This is a genomic window from Paenibacillus sp. 22594, assembly GCF_052044425.1.
Lineage (GTDB): Bacteria > Bacillota > Bacilli > Paenibacillales > Paenibacillaceae > Paenibacillus_AQ.
Map to the genome: position 1 here is coordinate 133,345 of NZ_JBQENA010000011.1, position 22,821 is coordinate 156,165.

General features: G+C 50.9%; 20 protein-coding genes. 13 read left to right on the plus strand and 7 right to left on the minus strand.

Features of this window, described 5'->3' with window-relative positions; genetic code table 11:
* Nucleotides 1-203 precede the first annotated feature (203 nt).
* The 3 genes from ACTJKB_RS26745 to ACTJKB_RS26755 are packed head-to-tail and all read left to right on the plus strand — an operon-like array spanning nt 204 to nt 3,022.
* The gene (locus tag ACTJKB_RS26745; RefSeq protein ID WP_440837373.1) at nt 204-440 is read left to right on the plus strand and encodes a helix-turn-helix transcriptional regulator; all 237 of its coding nucleotides are present in this window, start codon (nt 204-206) and stop codon (nt 438-440) included.
* 48 nt (nt 441-488) lie between these two features.
* Complete coding sequence (locus ACTJKB_RS26750; protein ID WP_440837374.1) at nt 489-2,510, plus strand: Na+/H+ antiporter; 2,022 nt, start codon at nt 489-491, stop codon at nt 2,508-2,510.
* Nucleotides 2,511-2,512: 2 nt separating this feature from the next.
* Entirely contained in the window at nt 2,513-3,022 is a 510-nt protein-coding gene (locus ACTJKB_RS26755; protein WP_440837375.1) for an N-acetyltransferase family protein, read from the plus strand.
* A gap of 146 nt (nt 3,023-3,168) precedes the next feature.
* Here ACTJKB_RS26755 and ACTJKB_RS26760 read toward each other — a convergent pair whose 3' ends face one another.
* Both ACTJKB_RS26760 and ACTJKB_RS26765 read right to left on the minus strand, forming a co-directional pair.
* The gene (locus ACTJKB_RS26760; RefSeq protein ID WP_440837376.1) at nt 3,169-3,600 is read right to left on the minus strand and encodes a threonine/serine exporter family protein; all 432 of its coding nucleotides are present in this window, start codon (nt 3,598-3,600) and stop codon (nt 3,169-3,171) included.
* A gap of 28 nt (nt 3,601-3,628) precedes the next feature.
* Nucleotides 3,629-4,396, minus strand: a complete 768-nt coding sequence (locus ACTJKB_RS26765; RefSeq protein WP_440837377.1) for a threonine/serine exporter family protein — start codon at nt 4,394-4,396, stop codon at nt 3,629-3,631.
* Nucleotides 4,397-4,612: 216 nt separating this feature from the next.
* On the opposite strand from ACTJKB_RS26765, the gene ACTJKB_RS26770 reads away from it, so the two are divergent.
* From ACTJKB_RS26770 to ACTJKB_RS26790, 5 genes are read left to right on the plus strand one after another with little or no spacing between them, the layout of a single operon-like run.
* Nucleotides 4,613-6,718 carry a chemotaxis protein CheA gene (locus ACTJKB_RS26770; RefSeq protein WP_440837378.1) on the plus strand — a complete coding sequence of 702 codons (2,106 nt, stop codon included), beginning with the start codon at nt 4,613-4,615 and terminating at the stop codon, nt 6,716-6,718.
* A 41-nt stretch (nt 6,719-6,759) separates the two neighbouring features.
* Complete coding sequence (locus ACTJKB_RS26775) at nt 6,760-7,248, plus strand: chemotaxis protein CheW (RefSeq protein WP_440837379.1); 489 nt, start codon at nt 6,760-6,762, stop codon at nt 7,246-7,248.
* A gap of 25 nt (nt 7,249-7,273) precedes the next feature.
* Nucleotides 7,274-9,010 (plus strand): methyl-accepting chemotaxis protein, encoded by a 1,737-nt coding sequence (locus ACTJKB_RS26780; RefSeq protein WP_440837380.1) that lies wholly within the window; start codon nt 7,274-7,276, stop codon nt 9,008-9,010.
* Entirely contained in the window at nt 9,007-9,819 is an 813-nt protein-coding gene (locus ACTJKB_RS26785; RefSeq protein WP_440837381.1) for a CheR family methyltransferase, read from the plus strand. The genes ACTJKB_RS26780 and ACTJKB_RS26785 overlap by 4 nt, the downstream gene beginning before the upstream one ends.
* 32 nt (nt 9,820-9,851) lie before the next feature.
* A complete protein-coding gene (locus ACTJKB_RS26790; RefSeq protein ID WP_440837382.1) occupies nt 9,852-10,901 on the plus strand; it encodes a protein-glutamate methylesterase/protein-glutamine glutaminase in 1,050 nt (349 codons plus the stop codon).
* Between the two features lie 173 nt (nt 10,902-11,074).
* Here the strand turns inward: ACTJKB_RS26790 and ACTJKB_RS26795 are convergent, their stop codons facing one another.
* Entirely contained in the window at nt 11,075-11,659 is a 585-nt protein-coding gene (locus ACTJKB_RS26795) for a YitT family protein (RefSeq protein ID WP_440837383.1), read from the minus strand.
* Nucleotides 11,660-11,786: 127 nt separating this feature from the next.
* A complete protein-coding gene (locus ACTJKB_RS26800; protein WP_440837384.1) occupies nt 11,787-12,305 on the minus strand; it encodes a DUF3231 family protein in 519 nt (172 codons plus the stop codon).
* Between the two features lie 129 nt (nt 12,306-12,434).
* On the opposite strand from ACTJKB_RS26800, the gene ACTJKB_RS26805 reads away from it, so the two are divergent.
* Nucleotides 12,435-12,647 (plus strand): hypothetical protein, encoded by a 213-nt coding sequence (locus ACTJKB_RS26805; protein WP_074114037.1) that lies wholly within the window; start codon nt 12,435-12,437, stop codon nt 12,645-12,647.
* Between the two features lie 69 nt (nt 12,648-12,716).
* Here ACTJKB_RS26805 and ACTJKB_RS26810 read toward each other — a convergent pair whose 3' ends face one another.
* Nucleotides 12,717-13,589 (minus strand): helix-turn-helix transcriptional regulator, encoded by an 873-nt coding sequence (locus ACTJKB_RS26810; protein WP_440837385.1) that lies wholly within the window; start codon nt 13,587-13,589, stop codon nt 12,717-12,719.
* Nucleotides 13,590-13,750: 161 nt separating this feature from the next.
* On the opposite strand from ACTJKB_RS26810, the gene ACTJKB_RS26815 reads away from it, so the two are divergent.
* The 4 genes from ACTJKB_RS26815 to ACTJKB_RS26830 all read left to right on the plus strand — a co-directional run bounded on the left by ACTJKB_RS26815 (nt 13,751) and on the right by ACTJKB_RS26830 (nt 18,930).
* Nucleotides 13,751-15,718, plus strand: coding sequence for a glycoside hydrolase family 127 protein (locus ACTJKB_RS26815; RefSeq protein WP_440837386.1), 1,968 nt, complete (start codon nt 13,751-13,753; stop codon nt 15,716-15,718).
* A gap of 237 nt (nt 15,719-15,955) precedes the next feature.
* Complete coding sequence (locus ACTJKB_RS26820; protein ID WP_440837387.1) at nt 15,956-17,434, plus strand: amidase family protein; 1,479 nt, start codon at nt 15,956-15,958, stop codon at nt 17,432-17,434.
* A 93-nt stretch (nt 17,435-17,527) separates the two neighbouring features.
* Nucleotides 17,528-17,929, plus strand: a complete 402-nt coding sequence (locus ACTJKB_RS26825) for an HAD family hydrolase (protein WP_440837388.1) — start codon at nt 17,528-17,530, stop codon at nt 17,927-17,929.
* A gap of 17 nt (nt 17,930-17,946) precedes the next feature.
* Entirely contained in the window at nt 17,947-18,930 is a 984-nt protein-coding gene (locus tag ACTJKB_RS26830; RefSeq protein ID WP_440837389.1) for a phosphotransferase enzyme family protein, read from the plus strand.
* Nucleotides 18,931-19,151: 221 nt separating this feature from the next.
* Here ACTJKB_RS26830 and ACTJKB_RS26835 read toward each other — a convergent pair whose 3' ends face one another.
* Together ACTJKB_RS26835 and ACTJKB_RS26840 are read right to left on the minus strand one after the other, a co-directional pair.
* Nucleotides 19,152-21,587: a GH36-type glycosyl hydrolase domain-containing protein gene (locus ACTJKB_RS26835; RefSeq protein ID WP_440837390.1), complete on the minus strand. Its 2,436-nt coding sequence runs from the start codon at nt 21,585-21,587 to the stop codon at nt 19,152-19,154.
* A gap of 108 nt (nt 21,588-21,695) precedes the next feature.
* The gene (locus ACTJKB_RS26840) at nt 21,696-22,763 is read right to left on the minus strand and encodes a LacI family DNA-binding transcriptional regulator (RefSeq protein ID WP_440837391.1); all 1,068 of its coding nucleotides are present in this window, start codon (nt 22,761-22,763) and stop codon (nt 21,696-21,698) included.
* Nucleotides 22,764-22,821: the final 58 nt, after the last annotated feature.

Consider the following 22,821-nt stretch of genomic DNA (forward strand, 5'->3'; position numbering starts at 1 on the left):
GTGCCGTCAGGCTAATGCATATCATACATAAATTATGCAGTGGTTTCAAATCCAAAATACTATATTATAACACAAATATTTATTTTTGTCAACCATCTAAACGATGAACAATTTCAGTTTTTTGTAAAGCCTGCTTTACATTTAACGGTGAAAATGATATTGTTCTATGTAAAGCTAGCTTTACATGATCTGGAGGAACAGCGATGAAAAACAAGCTTGAGGCAATCCGAAAGCAGCAGGGTATTAAGCAGGAAGAGCTTGCGGAGGCCTTGGAGGTGTCGAGACAGACGATTTGCTCATTGGAGAATGGGAGATACAACCCGTCGATCATTCTGGCTTTTAAGTTGGCAAGATACTTCAAGCTCAGCATTGAGGATATTTTTGAATATGAAGAAGAGGGAAACAACTGTCCTCCGGGGAAAGGTGGGTTAATCCATTAACAGTTGTAAAGCCGATCACATGATTATACATCAGGGGAGTTGAGGGGTTTGGAGACATTTCTTGCTGTGTTGTTAATGCTGGGACTGATCGCGGTCTCCAATATCGTGAACCGGTTCATCCCATTTGTGCCGATTCCCCTGATTCAGATTGGACTGGGTGTTATTGCGGCCGCGTTCCCGACGGGAATCTATATGACCTTTGAACCGGAGCTGTTTTTTGTGCTGTTTATTGCTCCGCTGCTGTTCAATGACGGGCGGCGGACGCCGCGCGACGAGCTGTGGAATCTCAGGGCACCTATCCTGCTGCTGTCGCTCGGGCTGGTCTTTGCAACGGTATTTGTCGCCGGATATGCCATCCACTGGATGATTCCGTCCATACCGCTGGCTGCTTCCTTTGCGCTGGCTGCCATCCTATCGCCTACCGATGCGGTTGCAGTCAGCGCACTGGCCGGGAAAGTTCATCTGCCAAAGAGCATTCACCGCATCCTTGAAGGAGAGTCGCTGATGAATGACGCATCGGGGCTGGTCGCTTTCAAGTTTGCCATTGCTGCAGCGGTTACCGGGATGTTCTCGCTGCCCAAGGCGGCGATAAGCTTTGTGTGTATCGCGGCTGGAGGATTGCTGCTGGGAGCGCTGCTGTCCTTTGTGCTGATCCGGCTCAGTGTGTTTATCCGCCGGTTCGGTATGGAGGATGTAACCATTCATGTGCTTCTGCAGATCCTTACGCCCTTTATTATTTATCTGGTCAGTGAAGAGATTGGCGTGTCGGGCATCCTTGCTGTAGTGGCAGGGGGCGTAATGTATGCCATCGAGAAGGACAGGGCTGTATCGCCGCAATACAAGCTCCAGCTTGTCTCCGCAAGCACATGGTCGGTGCTGCTGCTGGTTCTGAATGGTCTGGTCTTCTTGATGCTGGGGGTATCGGTACCGGACGTCGTTCAAGTGATTTACAACGACAGTTCCTTGAACAACTTTATGGTGGCCGGTTATGTGCTGGCGATCACAGCGCTGCTGATTGTGCTGCGGTTTCTGTGGGTGTATGCATACTCTTTGTTTGAGAGCCGGAGGCTGAAAACACCGCGATCGCCGCTGAAGTCTCTGCTCATTACATCGATTTCGGGTGTGCGGGGCGCGGTTACACTGGCAGGTGCCTTCTCGATTCCGCTGGTTCTGGGTGATGGTTCACCTTTCCCGCAGCGGGACTTGATTATCGCTCTTGCGGCAGGTGTCATTCTAGTGTCACTGTTGATTGCAAGCATATTTTTGCCGCTCCTTGCGGAAGAGGAAGACACGGTTGTGGTGGAGAGTGTTAAGGTCAATTCGGAGCTGTCGGCAAGATCGGTAGTGATTGACGCCGGAATGAGCATGCTGCGAAGCTTGGTCTCGGAGAATCCGCTGCCCGGAAATCAGCCGGTATTGCTGGAATTCACAGACAAAATTGACAAGCTGTGCGCTCCGAAAATGGGTGATGATCCGGAAGCGGAACACTTCCGGCAGTTGGGGGTCCAGGCGAAGCGGAATGCTATTGCTGCTGAGCGTACGGAGCTGCGCCGGATGCTCGAGAACGGCTTCGTCGCGGCTCCCGTAGCATCGAAGATGGAAGAACTGCTGGATCACAAGGAAGCATTGATGTGCAAACGGCTCGACACACAGATCAAATTTTCGCTCACTGAAATTCAGCGCCTGTTCTCGGGGTTGTTCTCCGGCAGGCTGAACGGGGATGAAGGGCGGCTGGCAGCACAGAATGCCGAGAGTGCCCGAGTTGCCAAGATTTCAATGTGTCAGGCTGCCATCTCTGCCGTCAGCGCCGGAATGAGTGAAGAGAACCGTCTGGCTTCACAGAAGGTTATTGACAAGTATGCGCAGATGGAGTCCCGCCTTATCGAAGGGGACGGCTGGATTAAGGATGGCGTTGTCGATGACCAGAAGCTAGAGCTGAAGCTGCAGGCGATTCAGGAACAGCGGAATACGGTGCAGCAAATGTATCAGAACGGGGCTATTAACCTGAAAATTGCCGGGAAGCTCCGCAAATTTGTCGATCAATTGGAAACAGCGATCTGGGAGGATTAATCATGGGGGGAATAGCAGCAAGCGGTTTGTCTTTTATGGAAATTGGGGAAGAGCACCTGGCTGAAGTAGTAGATATTTATAATTATTACGTGTTGAATACGACGGTTTCTTTCCATACAGAGCCGCTGGATGAGGCTGCTATGCGTCAGTCGGTGTTACACGGTGATCCGCGTTTCAAGTCCTACGCCATTCTCCAGGACGGGAAAATGCACGGCTATGTTCTGATTGCCAGACACAAGAACAAGCAGGCCTACGATACCTCCGGTGAGATCAGCATCTATCTGAGGCCCGGCAGCGGCGGACAGGGACTCGGCGGCAAAGCGCTTAACTTCATTGAGGAGCGGGCAGCCGAGCTTGATTTTCATGTTCTGGTGGCAACCGTATGCTCAGACAATGAACCGAGCCGCCGGCTGTTCACTAGACACGGATATGAGCAAAGCGCGCTCTTCAAAGAGATCGGCAACAAATTTGGCAGATGGCTGGACATCGCAAGCTATCAAAAAATGATCTGACGGTGGTGTAGGGGGAGTTAAGGCTCACCTTATCGCCTGGCATAATAAAAATGCTGCTCCAACTAGTCATCTTCATGACATGTGGAGCAGCTTCTTTATGTTTCGGGCAGCGAGCTATGATAGTGGGTTTGCCGTGTGCGGCGGACTTAAGAGCTGCGGACATTCTTTCGCCGGAACATCTGTCCGAGCACTTCGCTGAGCACAAGTCCGGTCGCGATGGCTCCGGAGAGGAGCAGAGCCTGAACGGCAAACTGGATGGCCAGATTGTTGTCATTCTCGACGAACTTGCGCATGGCATCATAAGCCAATCCTCCCGGGACCAGCGGAATAATGCCGCCGACGCTGAAGATAATGACCGGCATTTTGTAGATGCGGGCAAAGATCTGGCTGATCACCCCGACCACTACCGTAGCCGCGAAGGTAGCCACCACAGTGTCCCATCTTTCATCGAGCTGCAGATACAGCATCCAGCCCACCATCCCGGCAAAACCGCATTGTATCAATGCGCGGACCGGCGCATTAAACAGAATGCAGAAGGTGGCAGCAGCAATAAAGCTGGTTATCAGTTGCAAAATCATGAACAGTTAACCTCTTTCACGTAGGGGATCAAAAAAGTGACAGCACAAGCCCGATGCCAGTCCCGATCGCAAACGCCGTCAGGAACGCATCCGCTCCCTTGGAAAGGCCGGAGACCAGATGTCCAGCCATCAGATCCCGGACTGCATTCGTAATGAGCAGTCCCGGCACGAGCGGCATGACCGAACCGATAATAATCTTGTCCATTTCCTGACCTACACCGAGCCTCACGGAGAGGAATGCGAGCAGTCCAATCAGGAATGAGGCAGTGAATTCCGCGAAGAAACGGATCTGTACCAGCCGGTGAAGGTATGTCGCTGCGGCGAATCCCAGTCCGGACACCAGGATGGCCGGCAGCGCATCCCACAGACTGCCTTTGAACATTACGGTGAAGCAGGCCCCGGTCAAGGCGGCGGCTACAATCTGCAGCCAAGCCGGATAAGCATGGGCTGCATCATCCACTACACCCAGCCGCTCACGGGCTTCATTAGCGGTAAGCTGACGTTCACTCAAGCGCCGCGAGATGTCGTTGACCTCAGACACCTTTTGCAGATCTGTGGTCCGCTCCGCGATACGGAACAGCTTCACCGGTTCCGTCCGGCTGGTGGTGAACATAATGACGGTCGGCGTCACATAGCTGTGTGCTCCCGGGAAACCGAGCGATGCCGCCATACGGCTCATGGTGTCCTCCACGCGGTAGGTTTCCGCACCGCTTTGCAGCATAATTTTACCCGCAAGCAGGCACAGGTCGATAATATCATGCGCGGAAGTATTGCTGTTGTTGCTTGTACTGTCCAACTTCGTTCGATCCTCCCCTAGGGTGTTATATCTTCGATTGTCGCTGCAATTTCTCAAAAGATCAACCTATATTCATAATGTTCACTTAAATAATAAAAATTTATTAAAATATTGAAATAGATATTCACTTTTTATTTCCATTTTTCGATATAAAAATGGAGAAATCTCACAGAATCTGATAACACTTCCCACTTGATGGGCCGAAAGGAGAATACAATGTCAGGCTCTTTTCCGGAGGATTCACTGCTTGATTTGTTTATATTTGAGACCCTGCAATCGCTGCAGCAGCTGGAAGATTCGATTCTTGCCGGTGAGCAGCACGAAACCCTTCAACCTGAGGATATTAACCTTATCTTCCGGATTATGCATACAATCAAAGGCTCGGCTGCTGTGATGGGTTATACGAATATTTCTTCTTTGGCCCATATTATGGAAGATTTGTTTTTTTATCTGCGTGGCCACCCCGATGCTCCATATAATGCTTCTGAGCTGTCGGACCTCATTCTGCAAGGTGTTGATTTTACCAAGCTGGAGACGATCAAGATCAAGAATGGAGATCACGCAGACGGAGACTGTACGTTGCTGGCTGAAGAACTGAAAGCCTATTTACAGTTTCTGAAAACCGGGTCTGCCGGTCCATCAGAGGTGAGGACACCGGAGGATATAGCACAGAGAACGGACATTATGCTGTCTGAAGCTGATCTGTCCAAAGGAGCATACGCGCGTTTCAGAGCGGTTCTGCGTTTTGAAGAGAACTGTCAGCTGGAGAATATCCGCGCATTCACGGTAATTCATCAACTAGGTGAGACCATGGACTGCAGTTTTACCTACTTGCCTGAAGATATTATAGAGAACCCTGACAGCGCAGAGGTGATCCGCCGGGATGGATTTATAATTGTGCTGGAGACACAGGAATGCGGTGAAGCGGTTGCGGCATTTTTGCGAAACGCTCCCTATGTAAGGGGAATGGAAATGGAACAGCTCGAAACAGAGAAGACAGCTGCTGTTCTCCCGGCACTGCCTGAAGCGCCTGAGACGGCGTCACAGACTATTGAATTGACGGCTCCAGAGCAGAAGCTTCCGACTGTGCCGGCCCGGGAGAAGAAGCCCAAAGAGGGAGGCCCGCCCTTCTCCTCTCCACAGACCATGATTAACGTGAATGTCGCTAAAATGGACAATCTGATGGACTTGATCGGTGAACTGGTCATTGCCGAAGCCATGGTAACGCAGAATCCCGACCTGGCCGGTGTGGGCGGATCGCTTAGCAATTTCAACAAAGCGGCCAGACAGCTGCGAAAGATTTCGGCGGAAATGCAGGATGTGGTCATGTCACTGCGTATGGTGCCCCTAGCTGCCACGTTTCATAAAATGAGCCGGATCATAAGAGATATGACCCGGAAGCTGGAGAAGGAGGCTGCCCTTGTTATTCTTGGCGAAGAGACAGAGGTGGACAAGAATATTATCGAGCATCTGTCCGATCCCCTGATGCACCTGGTGCGCAATGCACTGGATCATGGGATTGAGATGCCTGCCGAGCGTCTGGCTGCGGGCAAACCGCGAAGTGGAACCGTAACACTTGAAGCCAAGCACTCCGGCGGAGATGTGATGGTGATGATCCGGGATGACGGTAAAGGGCTGCATAGGGACAAAATTGTTGCCCGCGCTCTGGAGAACGGGCTGCTGACCCGGGATGAACGTGAGATGAGCGATAAAGAGATTTTTAGGCTGATTTTTCATCCGGGATTCTCGACCAAGGACAGTATCAGCGAGTTCAGCGGGCGGGGAGTGGGCATGGATGTTGTTGTCAAGGATCTGGAAAAAGTCGGGGGCACCGCTTCCGTAGACAGCATTCCGGGTGCAGGCTCCACAATCACCTTGAGAATTCCGCTAACACTGGCAATTATCGATGGAATGAATGTAGGTGTCGGGGACTCGCGTTTTACACTTCCAACGGCATCCATCATCCGCTCCTTCAAGCCAAATGCGAAGGATCTGCTGAGTGACCCACATGGAAATGAGTGGATCATGGTGCGCGGTAACTGCTATCCGGTGCTTCGCCTGCATCATTTATCCGGTATATCGCACCATAGTGATCCCATAGACGAGGGTATTCTCATCATGGTAGAGGATGAGGGCCGCAGTGTATGTCTGCTTGCGGACGAACTGCTTGGCCAGCAGCAGGTGGTGGTGAAGGCACTCCCTGATTATATTTTGAGCAGTGCGGGCAGCAAGCATTTTGTCGGCTGCACGCTGCTGGGTGACGGGAGCATCAGTCTAATCCTGGACGTTATCCGTCTGGCTTCATCGATGAATCATAAATGATAAGAATGTGGGTTAACAGACAAGTTTAGGAGGTGTTCTTTGTGTCTGGACACAATGCATACGAAGAGACGCTGGAGGAGGATACCCAGCGGGATAAGTATTTGATTTTTTCACTAGGCAGCCAATTTTACGGGATTGAGATTCAATATGTAACAGAAATTATCGGAATCCAACCGATTGCCGCAATTCCGGATCTGCCGGAATATATCACAGGGATTATCAATTTGCGCGGCAAGATTATCCCTGTGATGGATGTGAGAATGCGCTTTCATATGGACCCGGAACCCTATAATGACCGCACCTGCATAATTGTCATCGATATTCTGGACGAGGTACTGGGACTGATCGTGGAGAGCGTATCGGAGGTGCTGCCTATTCTGCCGGAGGAGATTGTATCTGCACCGGATTCACCGGGTGGCGGGGGATTTGTAACGCGCATAGGGAAGACCGGACATGGGGTAAAACTGCTAGTAGATTGCGCCAAGCTGCTACGGGACGCTGAAGTCGAACTGCCGGGAACTGCGTTATAGCCGAAAGAATAAGGAGTAGATGATGATGAAATGGTTCAACAACATGAAGTTAGGTACCAAGCTGATCTCTTCGTTTATTATTGTTGCTATTATGGCTGGTGTTGTAGGGGTTGTGGGTATAGTGAACCTGAAACGGATCGACCGCAATTATTCGGATTTGTATGTGAATTACGGGATAGGTGTGGGGGATATAGGAAAGTCGGGCATTGAATTTCATAAGATCCGTGCGCTGACCCGCGATGTGCTGATTAACCATAGCACTCAGAACAAAGCAGAGATTCTTGAAAAAATCAAAGCGCTGGATACTCAGCTCACAGCCTCTCTGGACGACTTTAGTAAGAGCATACAATCCCAGGAGACCCGTGTTGTTTTTAACAATTTAAAAGCGGTTGTTATCGAGTATGACAAGTTACGTGATAAGGCCATTGAAATATCTGAAGCCTCCGGACGGGAAGAAGCGCTCACTTACTTTTATAGGGAAAGTTCTTCCATAGTTGCCCAGGCGAATGAATATATCGATGACCTGTTCGCGAGCAAAGAGACGAACGGCAAGATAAAATCGGAAGCGTACTCCGATGGGGCTGCCCGGACCATCCTGGTGTTAATGATAGTTGTAGCCGGGGCTATGGTGTTGGCGGCGCTCCTGGGTATTGTCATATCCCGTATGATCAGTAAACCTGTGGTCAACCTGGTGTATGCTGCGGACCGGATTGCAGACGGTGATTTGAATGTAGAGATTCGGAATGAGGCTAATGATGAAATTGGCAAGCTGTCCAAATCCTTCCGGCGTATGTCATGCACTCTCAATGAGGTAATGAGCAGCATTCAGGGGGCGTCCGAGCAGGTGGCTTCCGGTTCAAAACAAATGTTGGAATCCAGCATGGCGCTTTCGCAAGGCGCAACAGAGCAGGCCAGTTCCATTGAAGAATTGACTGCGTCCATAGAAGAAATTGCCGCTCAGACTTCACGTAACGCCCACAGTGCAGAGCAGGCAAATAGGCTGGCCCAAGGAGCTATGAACAACGCCGTGCAGGGCAATACGCAAATGCAGGATATGCTGGTGGCTATGGAGCAGATCAATGATGCCTCGGATAGTATTTCCAAAATTATTAAAGTTATTGACGAAATTGCCTTTCAGACGAACATCCTTGCCCTGAACGCTGCAGTGGAAGCGGCTAGGGCAGGCCAGCATGGCAAGGGCTTTGCGGTTGTGGCCGAAGAGGTGCGTAATCTGGCAGCACGTTCGGCAGGTGCTGCTAAAGAAACTACGGCTATGATCGAGAGCTCCATGAAAAAGGTGGAGGGAGGCACCAAAATCGCCGCTGCGACGGCATCCGCATTGGAGCAGATTGTTGGTGATGTCTCCAAGGTCGCAGAGATTATCTCTGAAATTACAGCGGCTTCCACAGAACAGGCCGCAGGGATCAGCCAGATTAATCAAGGGGTGATGCAGCTCTCGCAGGTGGTTCAGACCAACTCGGCCACATCAGAGGAGACCGCGGCAGCCAGTGAAGAGCTTGCTGGGCAGGCGGAGCTGATGCGCGAGCAGGTAACAAGGTTCAAGCTGAAGCAGCAGACCCAGAACACTTTTGCGGGCATGGAGGATTTGAACCCTGACGTTCTGCGGATGCTGGAGCAGATGTCGAGAAACAAGCAGGCCGGCCCAAAAGTGCCAGCGTCTTCATGGGTGAAAGAAAGTACGCCTGCGGCTCCCGTTACGATTGCCCTCAGCGATAACGAGTTCGGCAAATACAGCCTATGATTCCGATGACAGACCGGGAATTTGCCGAACTGGCGGAGTTTATTAAGGCCCGTGCCGGCATTCACCTCAAAGCGGAGAAACGGGCGATGATGGCAGGCAGGCTTCAACAAATGGTGCAGGATAAGGGAATGATCAGCTTCAGCGAATATTACAGCTTTTTGCGCACAGGAGGGAGCGCCGCCGAGCTTGCGCTGCTTGTGGACAAGATCAGTACTAATCATACTTTTTTTATGCGGGAGAGCGAGCATTTTTCCTATTTCCAGCACCATGTCCTTCCTGAGCTGATGAAGCGGACAGGCGAACGTGATCTGCGGGTATGGAGTGCCGGCTGCTCCAGCGGAGAAGAGCCGTACACGCTCTCCATGATCATCGATGAAGCTTTTAGCGGCGGAAGGAACGGCTGGGATACACAGCTGCTTGCCACAGATATCAGCAGTGCCGTGCTTGAAACGGCGCGTAGAGGCAGTTATGCAGCAGGCGCCATGAAGGAGCTGCCCGATAGCTGGAGAAAAAAGTATTTTGAACCTTTGGCAGAAGGCAGGTATTCCGTGAAGCCGCATCTGCGGAGCCAGGTGCTGTTCCGCAGATTTAATCTGATGGAGGAGCGGTTTCCATTTACCAGGCGGTTTCATGCTATATTTTGCCGTAACGTCATGATCTATTTCGATCATGCCACCCGCTATAAGCTGGTACGCAAATTCTATGAATGGACCGAACCCGGAGGCTATCTCTTCATCGGCCATTCGGAGTCACTCGACCGCGGGCTTACAGACTACCGTTATATCATGCCTGCAGTCTACCGCAAATAACAGCCCGGCTGTAAGGAAGGAAAGATGTACTTATGAAGAATACCCGAACCATACGGGTATTGGTGGTGGATGATTCTGTGTTGTTCCGGGAAGTGATTTCCCGGGGGATCACTTCCGATCCGCGTATAGAAGTGGCGGCGAAGGCGGGAGATCCGTTTGAAGCCAGGGACGAACTGCTGCGTGTGCGGCCGGATGTGATGATCTGCGATGTGCAGATGCCAAAGATGAATGGCATTGAGTTTATCCGCCGTCTGCTGCCGCAATATGTGATTCCGGTTATCGTCGTCAGCGGCGTGACGGAAGCGGTGTTTGAGGCGTTAAGCGCCGGAGCCGTTGACTTTGAAGCAAAGCCGGATATGAATTCACCGGGCAGTGTGCAGTATTTCCTGGAGCAATTGATCATTAAGATCAAGAATGCTGCCCAAGCGAAGATTCTGGCACCAGCGCAGCCTGCCCTTCCTGGCGGAGCGGGGTGTTGGTCCCGTGCCGGAACGGATGGCCCTGGCCGTTCCCTCAAGGAGCAGCTGATTGTTATTGGTGCTTCTACCGGCGGGACAGAGGCGATTGCCAGTGTACTTAATGTGCTGCCGCCGGATATGCCGGGAATTGTAATCGTACAGCATATCCCGCCTGTGTTCTCACGCATGTTTTCCGACCGGTTGAATCTCAGCTCGGCTCTCACAGTCAAAGAGGCCGAGGATGGTGACCTCGTTGCTCCAGGCAAGGTTCTGGTGGCTCCCGGAGACAAGCAGGTTGGGCTGCGGCGGATTGGCGGACAGTATCGGCTGGAGTGTGCGGCCGGAGCGAAAGTGAATGGGCATTGCCCATCCGTAGATGTGCTCTTTGAGTCGGCGGCAAAAGCGGCTGGCGCACAGGCTATCGGCATTCTGCTGACCGGGATGGGCTATGACGGGGCGAAGGGGCTCCTCGCCTTGCGCCGCAAGGGTGCACGTACGATCGGGCAGGACGAAGCCTCGTCTGTAGTCTACGGCATGCCGAAAGCAGCTTACGAACTGGGTGCTGTAGAGAAGCAGGCTGCACTCTCTGCAATTCCTCGGCTGCTGTTATCCATGCTGCAATAGAGCTTTCCTTTTCCTCGAAGTGTCCAACCCATTGTGCCAACCCAATGCCGCTGTGCTGTGCGGGATCTTCCGCATAAGACCAGCGGCTGGTTGCTGTCCAGCCGGCGCAGGGTCTTGCTTTTATTACAATGGGAACGTATGATCGTAAATATGCGTATTTTGTTCTAGTTCTGCTATCCGTCTTCAAGGGTACATAGACCCGTTGCCACTCCGCCGGAGAGGATGGTGAGGATGGAATGGAAAAAAGTTTCCTTGGAGATCAGCAGGCCGCCTGCGCCAATAATCAGCATATCCGTTAAAAAAATGATGACCCCCACATTAAGCGGAATGTAGCGCTTCATGAACTTGGCCAGCAGATCGGTACCGCCTGTGCTCGCATTGAACCGCAGCATAAGCCCAAGGCCGCTGCCCATCAGGAACCCGCCGATAATCGCGCTGGAGATTGAACCAAGCTCCACATAATACAGAAAGTAGTATTGAAGCGGTCCCAGAAGCTCGATCAGAAAGGAGGAAACCATGAGCCCCAGCACACTGCTGTAAAAGATATCCCGCTCTTTAATCCAGGCAAGCAAAAAGACCGGGAGACTGCATAAGACGATGGCAAGTCCGATTTTTGTTCCAGAAATATAATTAATAATGAGGGCGATGCCGATAATTCCCCCATCAAGTATTTTGTAGGGAACCAGAAAGAAGTTCGTGCCTGCGGCAATTAGCAAGCTGGACAGCAGGATGATGGCATATTTTGGTAAATATCGCATATTCAACATCTCCAGATTTTAAGGCATGTCTTCAGGGAGAACATGTCTTAATGAATATGCGTATCCATGGAAAAAAATAGCTGAAAAGCAAAAAATCCTGCTTGCGCAGGATAAACAGTCTGAAATCTTAGGCGTGAACGGGTTCCCGCTTCTTGAGCTCGAGCGGGGGAGGGACCAGCCAGCCTTTCTCCTTGTTGAGCTTCAGCAGAGCCAAGCCAAAAGCAGCCATTTGTGCATGAATCTTCATGAACATCATGCCGATATCTTCGCGGATGGACATACCCATGATTTGGCTGCATACGACGAGACTCAGTGAGACACCGCTTGAAAGGGCTGCGGCAATTTCCTGATCAGAGAACCGGGCTCCAGCCGGAATATCCTCCAGCTTGACAGAGGGGCGGTCCGGCAGAGATGGGGGAGGTGTAAACCCATTGTTCTTCAGCAGCTTGTCACAGTCTTTGATTTCATGCTGGGCCTGATCCATGAGGTCATCAATGATCTTTTTCAGATCCTGGTCCCCGGCATGGTAATGATAAGCCTGATAGGTGGACATGGCCATTTTGGCTGCGGCCGAGAACGTCCAGAGATTGAAAATTTCGCCGTAGTGCAAAGGTTCGTCTTTAGGATTGCCGTTAAGAACTCCCATGATTACATACCCCTCTACAATAAGATTATGAACGTAATTTAGCATGTCCGGCGGAAAAGGTTTTATTCGGGTGACGAAGCCTTATGACAAGCATACTTGAAATTTACACGCAAGGCAGGAGTGATACGAATGAGCTTTATCTATAAAGTGCTGGTAAGTGATATGGAGCTGCTGGCTGCCGCGCTGTCGGAGGTCAATGTAACTGTAGCAGTAAAAAGCGGAGCAGGGATTGTAGAGCCCGGGGGGCCCATTAGAGCCTATACGCCCCACTCCGTCCGAATCCGGGGATTGTCCTATAACCGGGACCTGCATGAATTCCGGGTTAGCGGGGAGGGGCGCTAGTACTGCTTCCTAATCTTTGGCGTATCTTTCGCTTCTTCTAGCTGAGCCGAATATTCCATGACGCGGAGTTTAGCGGGAATAGCGTTTGCGGAAGCGCAGCGGTGAAATGCCCACTTTGTGGGCGAAACGCCGCGAGAAATAGGCCGTACTCTCAAACCCGGTGCGTTCGGCAATGCCGGCGATGGGAATCTCCGTCTTGAGCAGCAGCAGTTTGGCCTGCTCCAGCCGGTAATCTGTTAAATATTCCATGGGAGTCAGCCCGTAGACCCGCTTCATGCAGCGGGCCAGGTAGTTATAGTGGAAATGCAGCGCATCAGCCAGGCTGACATTGGTCAGCGGCTCTGAATAGTGATTACGCAGATAGGTTTCGGTCAGCTCGGCAATCTCTGCGGCAGGACTTCCTCCCGTATCCTGCTGCGCGAGATCCAGCATCCGCAGTATATCCTCGAAGATCCGCTGCTGCTGCCATACCGCGCTGGAACGTCTTCCACGGTTCAGCTGCAACAGCAGCTCGGCCTGGCCGCTCCGCTCCAAAGGATCAGGCAGCGGACCGAACTGCGGCACACGGATGGTATAGGGGTGGGTGAGGAACTGCTGGAAGTGATGTTCCCGGCTGGCATATACCGGTTCACCTTCGGCCTCAATCCATTCACCTACGGTGTGAAAATGCAGCCATACGAAGGAGGTTGTCTCTTCACAGGGCTTGACCGAATAATGGTAGCGGTCGGGCAGCAGGAGAAGGGTATGCCCAGCCGGCACCGCCCACTGCTTATCTTCTTCTCCAATGAACAAACAGCCCTGTTCAACGATCAGCAGATCGAATTTTCCCATGCGGCTGCGGCTGGGATGCTGATCCCCAGGCTGATATAAGGTACGGTCGCCTTCCAGAAAATACGGAAAGGGCGGTGCCGCCAGATGGATATAGGATGGATTATGTGCCATTTTCTGCTCCTTAATAATCGGTTATTTGTTGGAAACGCCTGCGAAGACCTCAGTGTGAAATAGTACAAAAACAGGGTTGTTTCTGATCCTGTTTTTTATTTATTTTACCGTCTATAATTGCAATTAGCGAGAAGAAAATAAATATGGAGGAGTAGTGGAAAATGAACAAAATATCGGAGATTCATCAAGCAGCGGGCAAACCGTCCGTAACCATTCAGGATGAATTCTGGGGGCGTTATATCCGTCTGGTGCAGGATGTGGTCATTCCCTATCAGTATGAGGCATTGCACGACCGTGTGCCGAATGCGGAGCCGAGCCGTGCGATTGCTAACTTCGAAATTGCCGCCGGGAGAAAAAAAGGGCAGTTTCACGGCTGGGTGTTCCAGGACAGCGATGTCGCCAAGTGGCTGGAGGCGGTAGGCTACTCGCTCCGTCTGAAGCGTGACCCGGAACTGGAGTCCCAGGCTGACGTGGTCATTGACCTGATCGCTGAAGCGCAGCAGCCGGACGGCTATCTGAACACCTATTTTACCATTAAGGAACCCGGCAAACGTTGGACCAACCTGCAGGACTGCCATGAGCTGTACTGTGCAGGCCATTTTATTGAGGCTGCGGTTGCTTATTATGAAGCGACGGGAAAAGACAAGCTGCTGAATATTATGCGCCGGATGGTCGATCACATCGATTCCATATTTGGACCGGAGGAAGGCAAGCTGAAGGGCTATGACGGACATCAGGAAATCGAGCTTGCCCTGGTGAAGCTGTACCGGTTGACAGGTGAGGAGAAATATCTGAAGCTAAGCAGCTTTTTTATTGATCAGAGAGGCCAGGAGCCGAATTTCCTGCGACAGGAATGGGAAGCCCGTAACCGGGTTACGCATTGGAGCGGTACACCGACAGACAGCATGGATCCGTCCTATAATCAAGCCCATCTCCCGGTGAGGGAGCAGAGTAAGGCGGTGGGGCACGCCGTCCGCGCGGTCTATATGTATACGGCGATGGCAGATCTGGCAGCGATCACCGGAGATGAAGCCTTGCGCGATGCCTGCGTCAGATTATGGAACAACATGACGGGCAAGCAGATGTATATTACCGGAGGTATCGGCTCCACATATCAGGGTGAGGCCTTCACCTTCGACTACGACCTGCCCAATGACACGATTTATGCAGAGACCTGCGCTTCGATCGGACTGATCTTTTTTGCCCGGCGGATGCTGGAACTGGAACCGGATGCGCGCTATGCGGATGTGATGGAGCGGGCGCTCTATAATAACGTTCTTGGCTCTATGGCACAGGATGGCAAACACTATTTCTATGTGAATCCGCTTGAGGTATGGCCTCAGGCCTGCACCTGCAATCCGGATAAGCATCATGTGAAATCCGAGCGCCAGGGCTGGTTCGGCTGCGCCTGCTGCCCTCCGAATGTAGCCCGGCTGCTGACCTCGCTGAATCAGTATATCTATACGGTTCATGGCAACACGCTGTATACCAACCTATACATTGGCAGTGAATTGAAGACAACACTGGGCGGGACAGAAGTAAGGGTTAGTCAGCAGAGCAGCTACCCGTGGGAAGGAACAGTCACGCTGAAGGTGAACCCGGCTCAGCCGGGAGAGTTCGGCCTCGCTCTGCGGATTCCTTCCTGGAGCAACGGTGCGGAGATCCGGGTGGGCGGCGAGAAGCTGAGTGTGGATGAGAATATGACACAGGGGTACTGCGTAATTCACAGAGTCTGGAACGCCGGGGATATCATCGAGCTGAAGCTGCCTATGGAAGCGCACCGGGTGTATGCCCATCCTGAGCTGCGTGCAGATGCCGGGAAGACAGCCATCCAGCGGGGCCCGCTGGTCTATTGCCTGGAGGAGGCCGATAACGGCGCGCCGCTGAGCTCGATTGCGATAGATGGAGCTGCTTCGTTCACGGAGCACTTTGAAGATTCACTGTTGGGCGGTGCAGTAGTGGTAAAAGGCAAAGGCAGCCGGATAGAGCAGGCAGGATGGAGCGGAGGCTTATACAGCAAAACGAAGGCACCTGTGGCAGCCGCAGAGATTACAGCCATTCCCTATTACCTATGGGGCAACCGCGGCAGCGGCGAGATGAAGGTGTGGATCCCGGAGAGCAAGGCGTAGACTGCTGGGGCATTTCCTGAACCGTGTGCATCAGACAATTTCCAAATAACCTCAACCACCCGGCGTACCGCTGAGCAGCGGACGAACGGGTGGTTTTTGTACTTGTATTTGTTAGGTCCAGAAGCTTATGATAACGATACTTTATTATTTAATTAAAACTTTCCCTATACCCTTGGCAAGGCAGCATGTTACCATTACGGTTGTACGAAAATATACCAGTAGTGGGGGTATTTAGATATGCGCATCAACTTACAAGCTTGGATACTGGAAGCCGATATGGTGAGCATGCAAAGTGCAATGTCTTCGGGTGAATGTACATCCGAAGCCCTCGTACTTGCATATATAGAACGCATACATAGTTATAATTCTTTGATCAATGCGGTATTAGAGATCAATCCGGATGCGCTTGAAATAGCCAGGAATCTTGACCTTGAGCGAAATTTAACAGGTAGTAGAGGGCCGCTGCACGGAATTCCACTCCTGCTTAAGGATAACATCGATACGCATGACCGGATGCATACGAGCGCTGGTTCAATCGCATTAGCTGAGTCGTTTGCTCCTGAAGATTCGTTCATTGCCGCAAAGCTCCGAGCTGCCGGCGCAGTTCTTCTAGGTAAGGCTAATATGACTGAGTGGTCGAATTTTATGTCTAACCGTATGCCGGCTGGATACAGTTCCAGAGGCGGGTATGTATTGAATCCGTATGGACCTGGTAAGCTTTTCGTCAGCGGGTCAAGTTCCGGATCGGCTGCAGCGGTAGCAGCAAACCTGGCAGCAGCAGCGATAGGAACAGAAACTGCGGGTTCGATCATTGGGCCGGCCAGCCAACATTTTCTCGTCGGAATAAAGCCTACTGTAGGACTTGCGAGCCGCAGCGGTATTATCCCGATCTCCATAAGTCAGGATACACCAGGACCCATTTGCAGGACAGTTACTGATGCAGCAACTTTACTCGGGACAATCGCCGGGGTTGACGAAAACGATAAGGCAACATGGAATAGTCCGCATCCTACTTTTCATGATTACACAACTTATCTCGACCGGGACTTTCTGCGTAAAGCCCGTATTGGGATTCCCAGACATTACTATCGGTCATTGGATGAAGAAAGACTTTCTATCATGGAAGCCGCCATTGAAGTTCTGCGTAAGCAAGGTGCCACAGTTATCGATCCTGTGGACCTCCATTTGGAGGAGCATCCATGGAACAATGAGGTAATCTGCTACGAATTCAAAACAGGCCTGAATCGCTATTTATCGAAATTGAACCCGGATATCCCCGTGCATTCTCTTCAAGAACTGATTGAATATAATCAGAAACACGCTGCGTCCGCATTGAAATTTGGCCAAGATAATCTCATTCGCTCAGAACAAAATGCGTTAATCGAGACAACCTATCAGCTTAAACGTCAAGAATATAATCATCTGGCTGTAGCGCAAGGGATTGACAATGCACTCGATCAACACGGTTTAGACGCATTAATGTTACCCGGTGACATTGATGGTATGTATATAGCTGCCCGGTTAGGGTATCCACTTATTACCGTGCCCGCCGGTTATTCAGCAAAAGGAACAATAGATGCGGATGGAGATTCAACGCAGGGGCCATTTGGTGTTGTCTTTTCCGGGAGGGCTTTCAGTGAGCCTACGCTAATCAGCATCGCCTATAGTTTTGAGAAGGCAACACTTTTTCGTCGTCCACCAGAGATGGCGGATTGATGCTTAACGTTTTATAGAACTCGATAATCACGGATACGTTTGGAAAGATAAAGTTTATGAGCAACTTGTTGATGGATTTTCTATCCAAATTTGATGAATATGCTTACAGAACTAAGAAACAGCGGCATAAAGGTAGACCTTATTTCTAATGGATATGGACAATTCCAGTATGATAATTTTAAATCTCTGGGGATCAGGCACTTATTTGACGAAGTACTTATATCGGAATGGGAAGAATTACGTAAGCCTGACCCGGCAATTTTTATTAGAGCATTATCAAGACTCGCAGTGAAAGCAACGGAAGCTCTTTTCGTAGGTGACCATTCTGAAAACGATATAAGAGCAAGCCGGGCTGTTGGTATGAAGGCAGCTTGGAAACGAAATGAAACAGATACTTCAGGTTATGTTGATGCAGACGTGATCCTTGATGATTTAGGAGAATTATCCCGATATGTACTAAACTCTAATGGTGTACCCAGTGTTGAAGAAAGGTGATGAGCGGGTTATTTATGATGGCATCTGAAAATGAAATAGAGCAGGCAATCTCGCAGTCGAAGCTATCAGCTTTGAAGGTGCTTCAACATTACAACTTGGACTGGGAGCACATACGTTTTATGCAATTCTCCGATACATGTACATTTCAAATTGATACAAGTAAGGAAGGGTCCTTTTTACTCCGTATTCATTCGGGAATGAGTGAAGAAGAAATAATATCTGAGATCGATTGGCTTGAGTATTTGAATGAGAAGATTGATATTGCCATCCCCCAAGGAATATTAGACCGCAACGGTTTCAAAACTCTAAGAATCGATCTGGAGGATGGTGACTATAGTTACGCTTCGTTGATGCGTTGGTTAGAGGGAACGAACGCGAGTGGAGGACTTGCTGATGAGCAAATCTTTAAAGAGGGGATTCTCTTAGCACAACTCCATAAAACATCACAGGAATTTGAGTTGACACCTAATTTCGTGCGGCCCAATTGGGGAGAGCAGAGCTTTAGGCGAGCTATGAACCGTTTGAATAAATATTATGATCGGTTCCTGACAGATGTAGAGTTCCAATTGTATCAATTGGCCGCTGAGAGGATACTCTCTTGGATTACCCGGCATCAAAGAGATAGCAGAAATTATGGATTAATTCATGGGGACCTGCACCAAGGCAATATTGTTTTTCATAATGGTGAACCCCGTCCAATCGATTTTGGAAGATGTGGATTTGGTTATTATCTTTATGATATAGCTCATACAATTCTAGGGCTGCATCCATTGCAAAGGGAATTAGTAATTAAGGGTTACGAGACCATTATGAGATTAGAAGCTGACTGGCTCCCAGCGTTGGAGAGTTTTACTGTGATGGTCATGATCGAAAATTATTGTCACCATGCCCCTGACCCGAGGGAAACAGAGGGGCTTAAGGAAGAGCAGCCTTATGCCCAAGCCATAATAAGAAATTACCTAAAAGGTAAACCATTTCTCTTTAAAACTTTAGAATTGTAATATGATATCATCGAACAGTTCATTCGGTTAACGGGGACATTGGCTCAAATAAAACAGCGGCAGTCTAGGACTATATTCGTCCTGGCTTGCCGCTGTTTTCATTGTTGGGCTAGCGCCATGAAGTTATGATCCGCACAAAAACGGGCCCCTCCTTTTACAAGGAAGAGTCCCGCAGTGAAACTCTTAAATGGATAGGCTGTACCCGCGGAGCAGAAAGCGGATTAGCCCAGTTCTACAACAACGTGATGCACGGCGCCGTCGCCGACAGGAGCGATAACGTTGCCTTCAACAGCTGCGCCGTCTAGGGTGAGGCTGGCTACGCCTTTGGAGACATGGTTTGGATTCTTGATGTTGATCACATAAGTATCTCCACGGAAGACGCGGGTGATTTCGAAGCCGTCCCACTCAGCAGGGATACAAGGATCTACTTTCAGACCGGCGAAATCAGCCTGGATTCCGAGAATGGACTGTGTGATCGCTACATAGTTCCATGCAGCGGTACCTGTCAGCCAGGAGTTCTTAGCTTCCCCGTGGCGTACGGCATCTTTACCGGCGATCATCTGCGAGTACACGTAAGGTTCCATACGGTGAACTTCGCTGATATCTTCCAGGTAAGCCGGGGCGATTTTCTTATAGATATCGAACGCTCTATCGCCATGGCCCAGCACGGTTTCAGCAATCATGATCCAAGGGTTGTTGTGGCAGAAGATACCGGCATTTTCCTTGTAGCCCGGAGGGTACGTAGAAATTTCACCCAGGTTCAGATAGTACTTGGAGTACGGAGGCTGCTGCAATACGATACCGTAATCCGTATCCAGACGTTCCTGAACGGAAGTCAGCGCTTTGGCAGCTTGACCGTTCTCAACACCGATACCCGCCATTACGCACATACCCTGCGGCTCGATGAAGATTTGGCCTTCTTCGTTCTCCTTGCTGCCGATCTTGTCGCCGTAGTGGTCATATGCACGCAGGAACCAGTCGCCGTCGAAGCCGTGTGACAGTGTGATAGCACTCATATTCTCGATCTTCGCAACCGCGTCTGCAGCTACATCATCCAGTCCGCGCATGCGGCAGATTTCGGCATAGTCCGGTCCGACAAAGACGAACAGACCTGCGATAAACACGGATTCCGCTACGCCGCCTGCGATATTCTCAGTCGTCTGGAACGATTCGCCCGGCTCGGTGGAGAAGCAGTTGAGGTTCAGACAGTCATTCCAGTCCGCGCGGCCGATCAGCGGCAGGCCGTGAGGTCCGAGGTTGTTGGTTACGTGCTCGAAGGACAGCTTCAAGTGTTCGAACAGGGTAGCTGTGTGATCCGGATTGCTGTCAAAAGGAACCTGCTCATCGAGGATCGAGTAGTCGCCGGTTTCCTTGATGTAGGCAGCCGTTCCCGAGATCAGCCATAGCGGATCATCGTTGAAGCCGGAGCCGACTTCATTGTTGCCCTTTTTGGTGAGCGGCTGGTACTGGTGGTACGCGCTGCCGTCAGGGAACTGGGTAGCGGCGATATCAAGAATACGTTCTCTGGCGCGCTCTGGAATCTGGTGAACGAAGCCGAGCAAGTCCTGATTGGAGTCGCGGAAGCCCATACCGCGGCCAATCCCCGATTCGAAGTAGGAAGCGGAACGGGACATGTTGAAGGTAACCATACACTGGTACGGGTTCCAGATATTAACCATACGGTTAAGCTTGTCGTCGCTGCTCTGAATCTGATATTTGGACAGCAGGTTGTCCCAGTGTGCAGCCAGAACTGTCAGGGCAGCATCCACTTGAGCATCTGTAGCGAATTGCTCGATTACAGCCTGCGCCGGTTTCTTGTTGATGACATTCAGGGATTCCCATTTCTCATCTTCAGGGTTCTCGATGTAGCCGAGTACAAAGATGAAGCTTTGTTCTTCACCTGGTTCCAGCGTGATGTTAAGAGCATGGGAGCCGATCGGCGACCAGCCGCTGGCAACGGAGTTGGTAGCTTCACCGGCAGCAACTGCCTGCGGAGCGTCCAGACCGTTGTACATACCCACGAAGGACTCGCGGTCTGTATCGAAGCCGGCGATTTCTTTATTTACAGAATAGAAAGCGTAGTGGTTTCTGCGCTCACGGTATTCGGTTTTGTGATAAATAACGGAATCTTTCACTTCAACTTCGCCGGTGCTGAGGTTGCGCTGGAAGTTGGTCATATCATCATTGGCATTCCACAGGCAGAATTCGGCAAAAGAGAACAGCTTCACGGATTTCTTTGCGGAGCCAGTGTTCTTAACGACCAGACGATGCACTTCGGCATTATGGCCCATCGGTACAAAAGCGAGCTGGTTCACAGAAATACCATTGCGTTCGCCTGTAATGGAAGTGTAGCCCAGACCGTGGCGGCATTCGTAGAAATCAAGGTCGCGTTTTACCGGCATCCAGCCCGGGGTCCAGAAATCACCGTCGTCATACAGATAGTAGTAGCGTCCGCCTGTATCCAGCGGAATATTGTTATACCGGTAACGGGTAAGTCTTCTCATCCGCGCATCGCGGTAGAAGGTGTAACCACCGGCAGTATTAGAGATGAGGCCGAAAAATTGCTCGTTGCCGAGGTAATTGATCCATGGGTAAGGCGTTTTGGGAGTGTTGATTACATACTCTTTGCGAGTGTCGTCAAAGGTTCCGAATTTCATTAGAGAAAACTCTCCTTTCAATTGTGAACGCGCGTTTACAAAGCTGAGAAAAAATTCCCTCGGGGGAAAGGGAGTTTCTCGAAATATAAGCCGTTTCTGCTTGGGTAATTAATGATTGCCTTGCTTCTTCGGCGGCTGGCAGGAATCTCTTTCGACCAGCCGCGCCGGGAAGCTGATGGTGCTGAAGGTCGGCTGGCGGGAATCGCACAGCTCGATTACTTTCTCGACCGCAGCCTTGGACATTTCGTAAATCGGCAGACGGACGGAGGTCAGCTTGGGATGAATGCGTGAGGCCATCTGCACATCGTCGAAGCCGGCGATGGAGATGTCCTCAGGTACAGAAATCCCATGTTCAGAGAACGCTTCCATCGCAGAGATAGCCATGTCGTCGTTGGAGGAGAAGAAGGCGGTCGGCAGAGCTTCACCGGAAGCAAGCAGCTTCTTGACCTCTTCGTAGGCGGTTTCTTTGAGAAAATCACCCTTCAGGACGAATCTCTCATTCAGCGCCAGTCCGTGCTTCTTCAGCGTATCCTCGTAGGCCATGTAGCGTTCCCGCCCGGAGTAGGTGTTCATGCGGCCGCAGATCATGCCGATTTCTTCATGGCCCAGGCTGATCAGGTACTCAATTGCTTCAACAGTACCCTCGTAGTCCTTGGAATTCACGATAGCCAGATGGTTGCGGTCGAGATGCTCTGACATAATCTCTGAAATGTCGTAATCGATCAGCACAAGCGGAAATTCAAGACTGACCATCTCACGCACGATATCAATATCCTTCTGGGTGCCGACGATAATGCCGCCGTCAATCCGTTTCTGCAGGAAAGCCTGCTTCACCTTCAGGAAATCGTCCGGAGAGTATACGGTGTGTATCAGCACATAACAGCCGCGGGCGTTCGAAGTGTCGACAACGGCATCAACGAAAGGCGCAAAGTAATTGTTCTGATAGATCCGGGTCGTGTTCTCTTTCTCATTCATGCTGATAGCGAAAAGCCCGATCGTGTCGGTCTTCTTGCCGGCCAGAGCCCGGGCGAAGCTGTTCGGCTCATACTGATGCTGCTCAATGACCTTCAGCACCTTGGCCCGGGTCTCCTCAGGGACGTTGGAATAGTTGTTGATCACGCGGGAAACCGTGCTTCGGGATACCCCGGCGAGCTTTGCTATATCTTCGCTGCGCATAGTGCCCCCCTTTTTTACGTAAACGCGCGTTTATGAACCCATTGTAAGATAAAATCCT

Excerpts from the sequence above, each read along its gene's own strand:
- ACTJKB_RS26745 (WP_440837373.1), top strand. The coding sequence starts at position 204 with ATGAAAAACAAGCTTGAGGCAATCCGAAAGCAGCAGGGTATTAAGCAG.
- ACTJKB_RS26755 (WP_440837375.1), top strand. The coding sequence starts at position 2,513 with ATGGGGGGAATAGCAGCAAGCGGTTTGTCTTTTATGGAAATTGGGGAA.
- ACTJKB_RS26760 (WP_440837376.1), bottom strand. The coding sequence starts at position 3,600 with ATGATTTTGCAACTGATAACCAGCTTTATTGCTGCTGCCACCTTCTGC.
- ACTJKB_RS26770 (WP_440837378.1), top strand. The coding sequence starts at position 4,613 with ATGTCAGGCTCTTTTCCGGAGGATTCACTGCTTGATTTGTTTATATTT.
- ACTJKB_RS26780 (WP_440837380.1), top strand. The coding sequence starts at position 7,274 with ATGAAATGGTTCAACAACATGAAGTTAGGTACCAAGCTGATCTCTTCG.
- ACTJKB_RS26785 (WP_440837381.1), top strand. The coding sequence starts at position 9,007 with ATGATTCCGATGACAGACCGGGAATTTGCCGAACTGGCGGAGTTTATT.
- ACTJKB_RS26790 (WP_440837382.1), top strand. The coding sequence starts at position 9,852 with ATGAAGAATACCCGAACCATACGGGTATTGGTGGTGGATGATTCTGTG.
- ACTJKB_RS26795 (WP_440837383.1), bottom strand. The coding sequence starts at position 11,659 with ATGCGATATTTACCAAAATATGCCATCATCCTGCTGTCCAGCTTGCTA.
- ACTJKB_RS26800 (WP_440837384.1), bottom strand. The coding sequence starts at position 12,305 with ATGGGAGTTCTTAACGGCAATCCTAAAGACGAACCTTTGCACTACGGC.
- ACTJKB_RS26805 (WP_074114037.1), top strand. The coding sequence starts at position 12,435 with ATGAGCTTTATCTATAAAGTGCTGGTAAGTGATATGGAGCTGCTGGCT.
- ACTJKB_RS26810 (WP_440837385.1), bottom strand. The coding sequence starts at position 13,589 with ATGGCACATAATCCATCCTATATCCATCTGGCGGCACCGCCCTTTCCG.
- ACTJKB_RS26815 (WP_440837386.1), top strand. The coding sequence starts at position 13,751 with ATGAACAAAATATCGGAGATTCATCAAGCAGCGGGCAAACCGTCCGTA.
- ACTJKB_RS26820 (WP_440837387.1), top strand. The coding sequence starts at position 15,956 with ATGCGCATCAACTTACAAGCTTGGATACTGGAAGCCGATATGGTGAGC.
- ACTJKB_RS26825 (WP_440837388.1), top strand. The coding sequence starts at position 17,528 with ATGAATATGCTTACAGAACTAAGAAACAGCGGCATAAAGGTAGACCTT.
- ACTJKB_RS26830 (WP_440837389.1), top strand. The coding sequence starts at position 17,947 with ATGGCATCTGAAAATGAAATAGAGCAGGCAATCTCGCAGTCGAAGCTA.
- ACTJKB_RS26835 (WP_440837390.1), bottom strand. The coding sequence starts at position 21,587 with ATGAAATTCGGAACCTTTGACGACACTCGCAAAGAGTATGTAATCAAC.
- ACTJKB_RS26840 (WP_440837391.1), bottom strand. The coding sequence starts at position 22,763 with ATGCGCAGCGAAGATATAGCAAAGCTCGCCGGGGTATCCCGAAGCACG.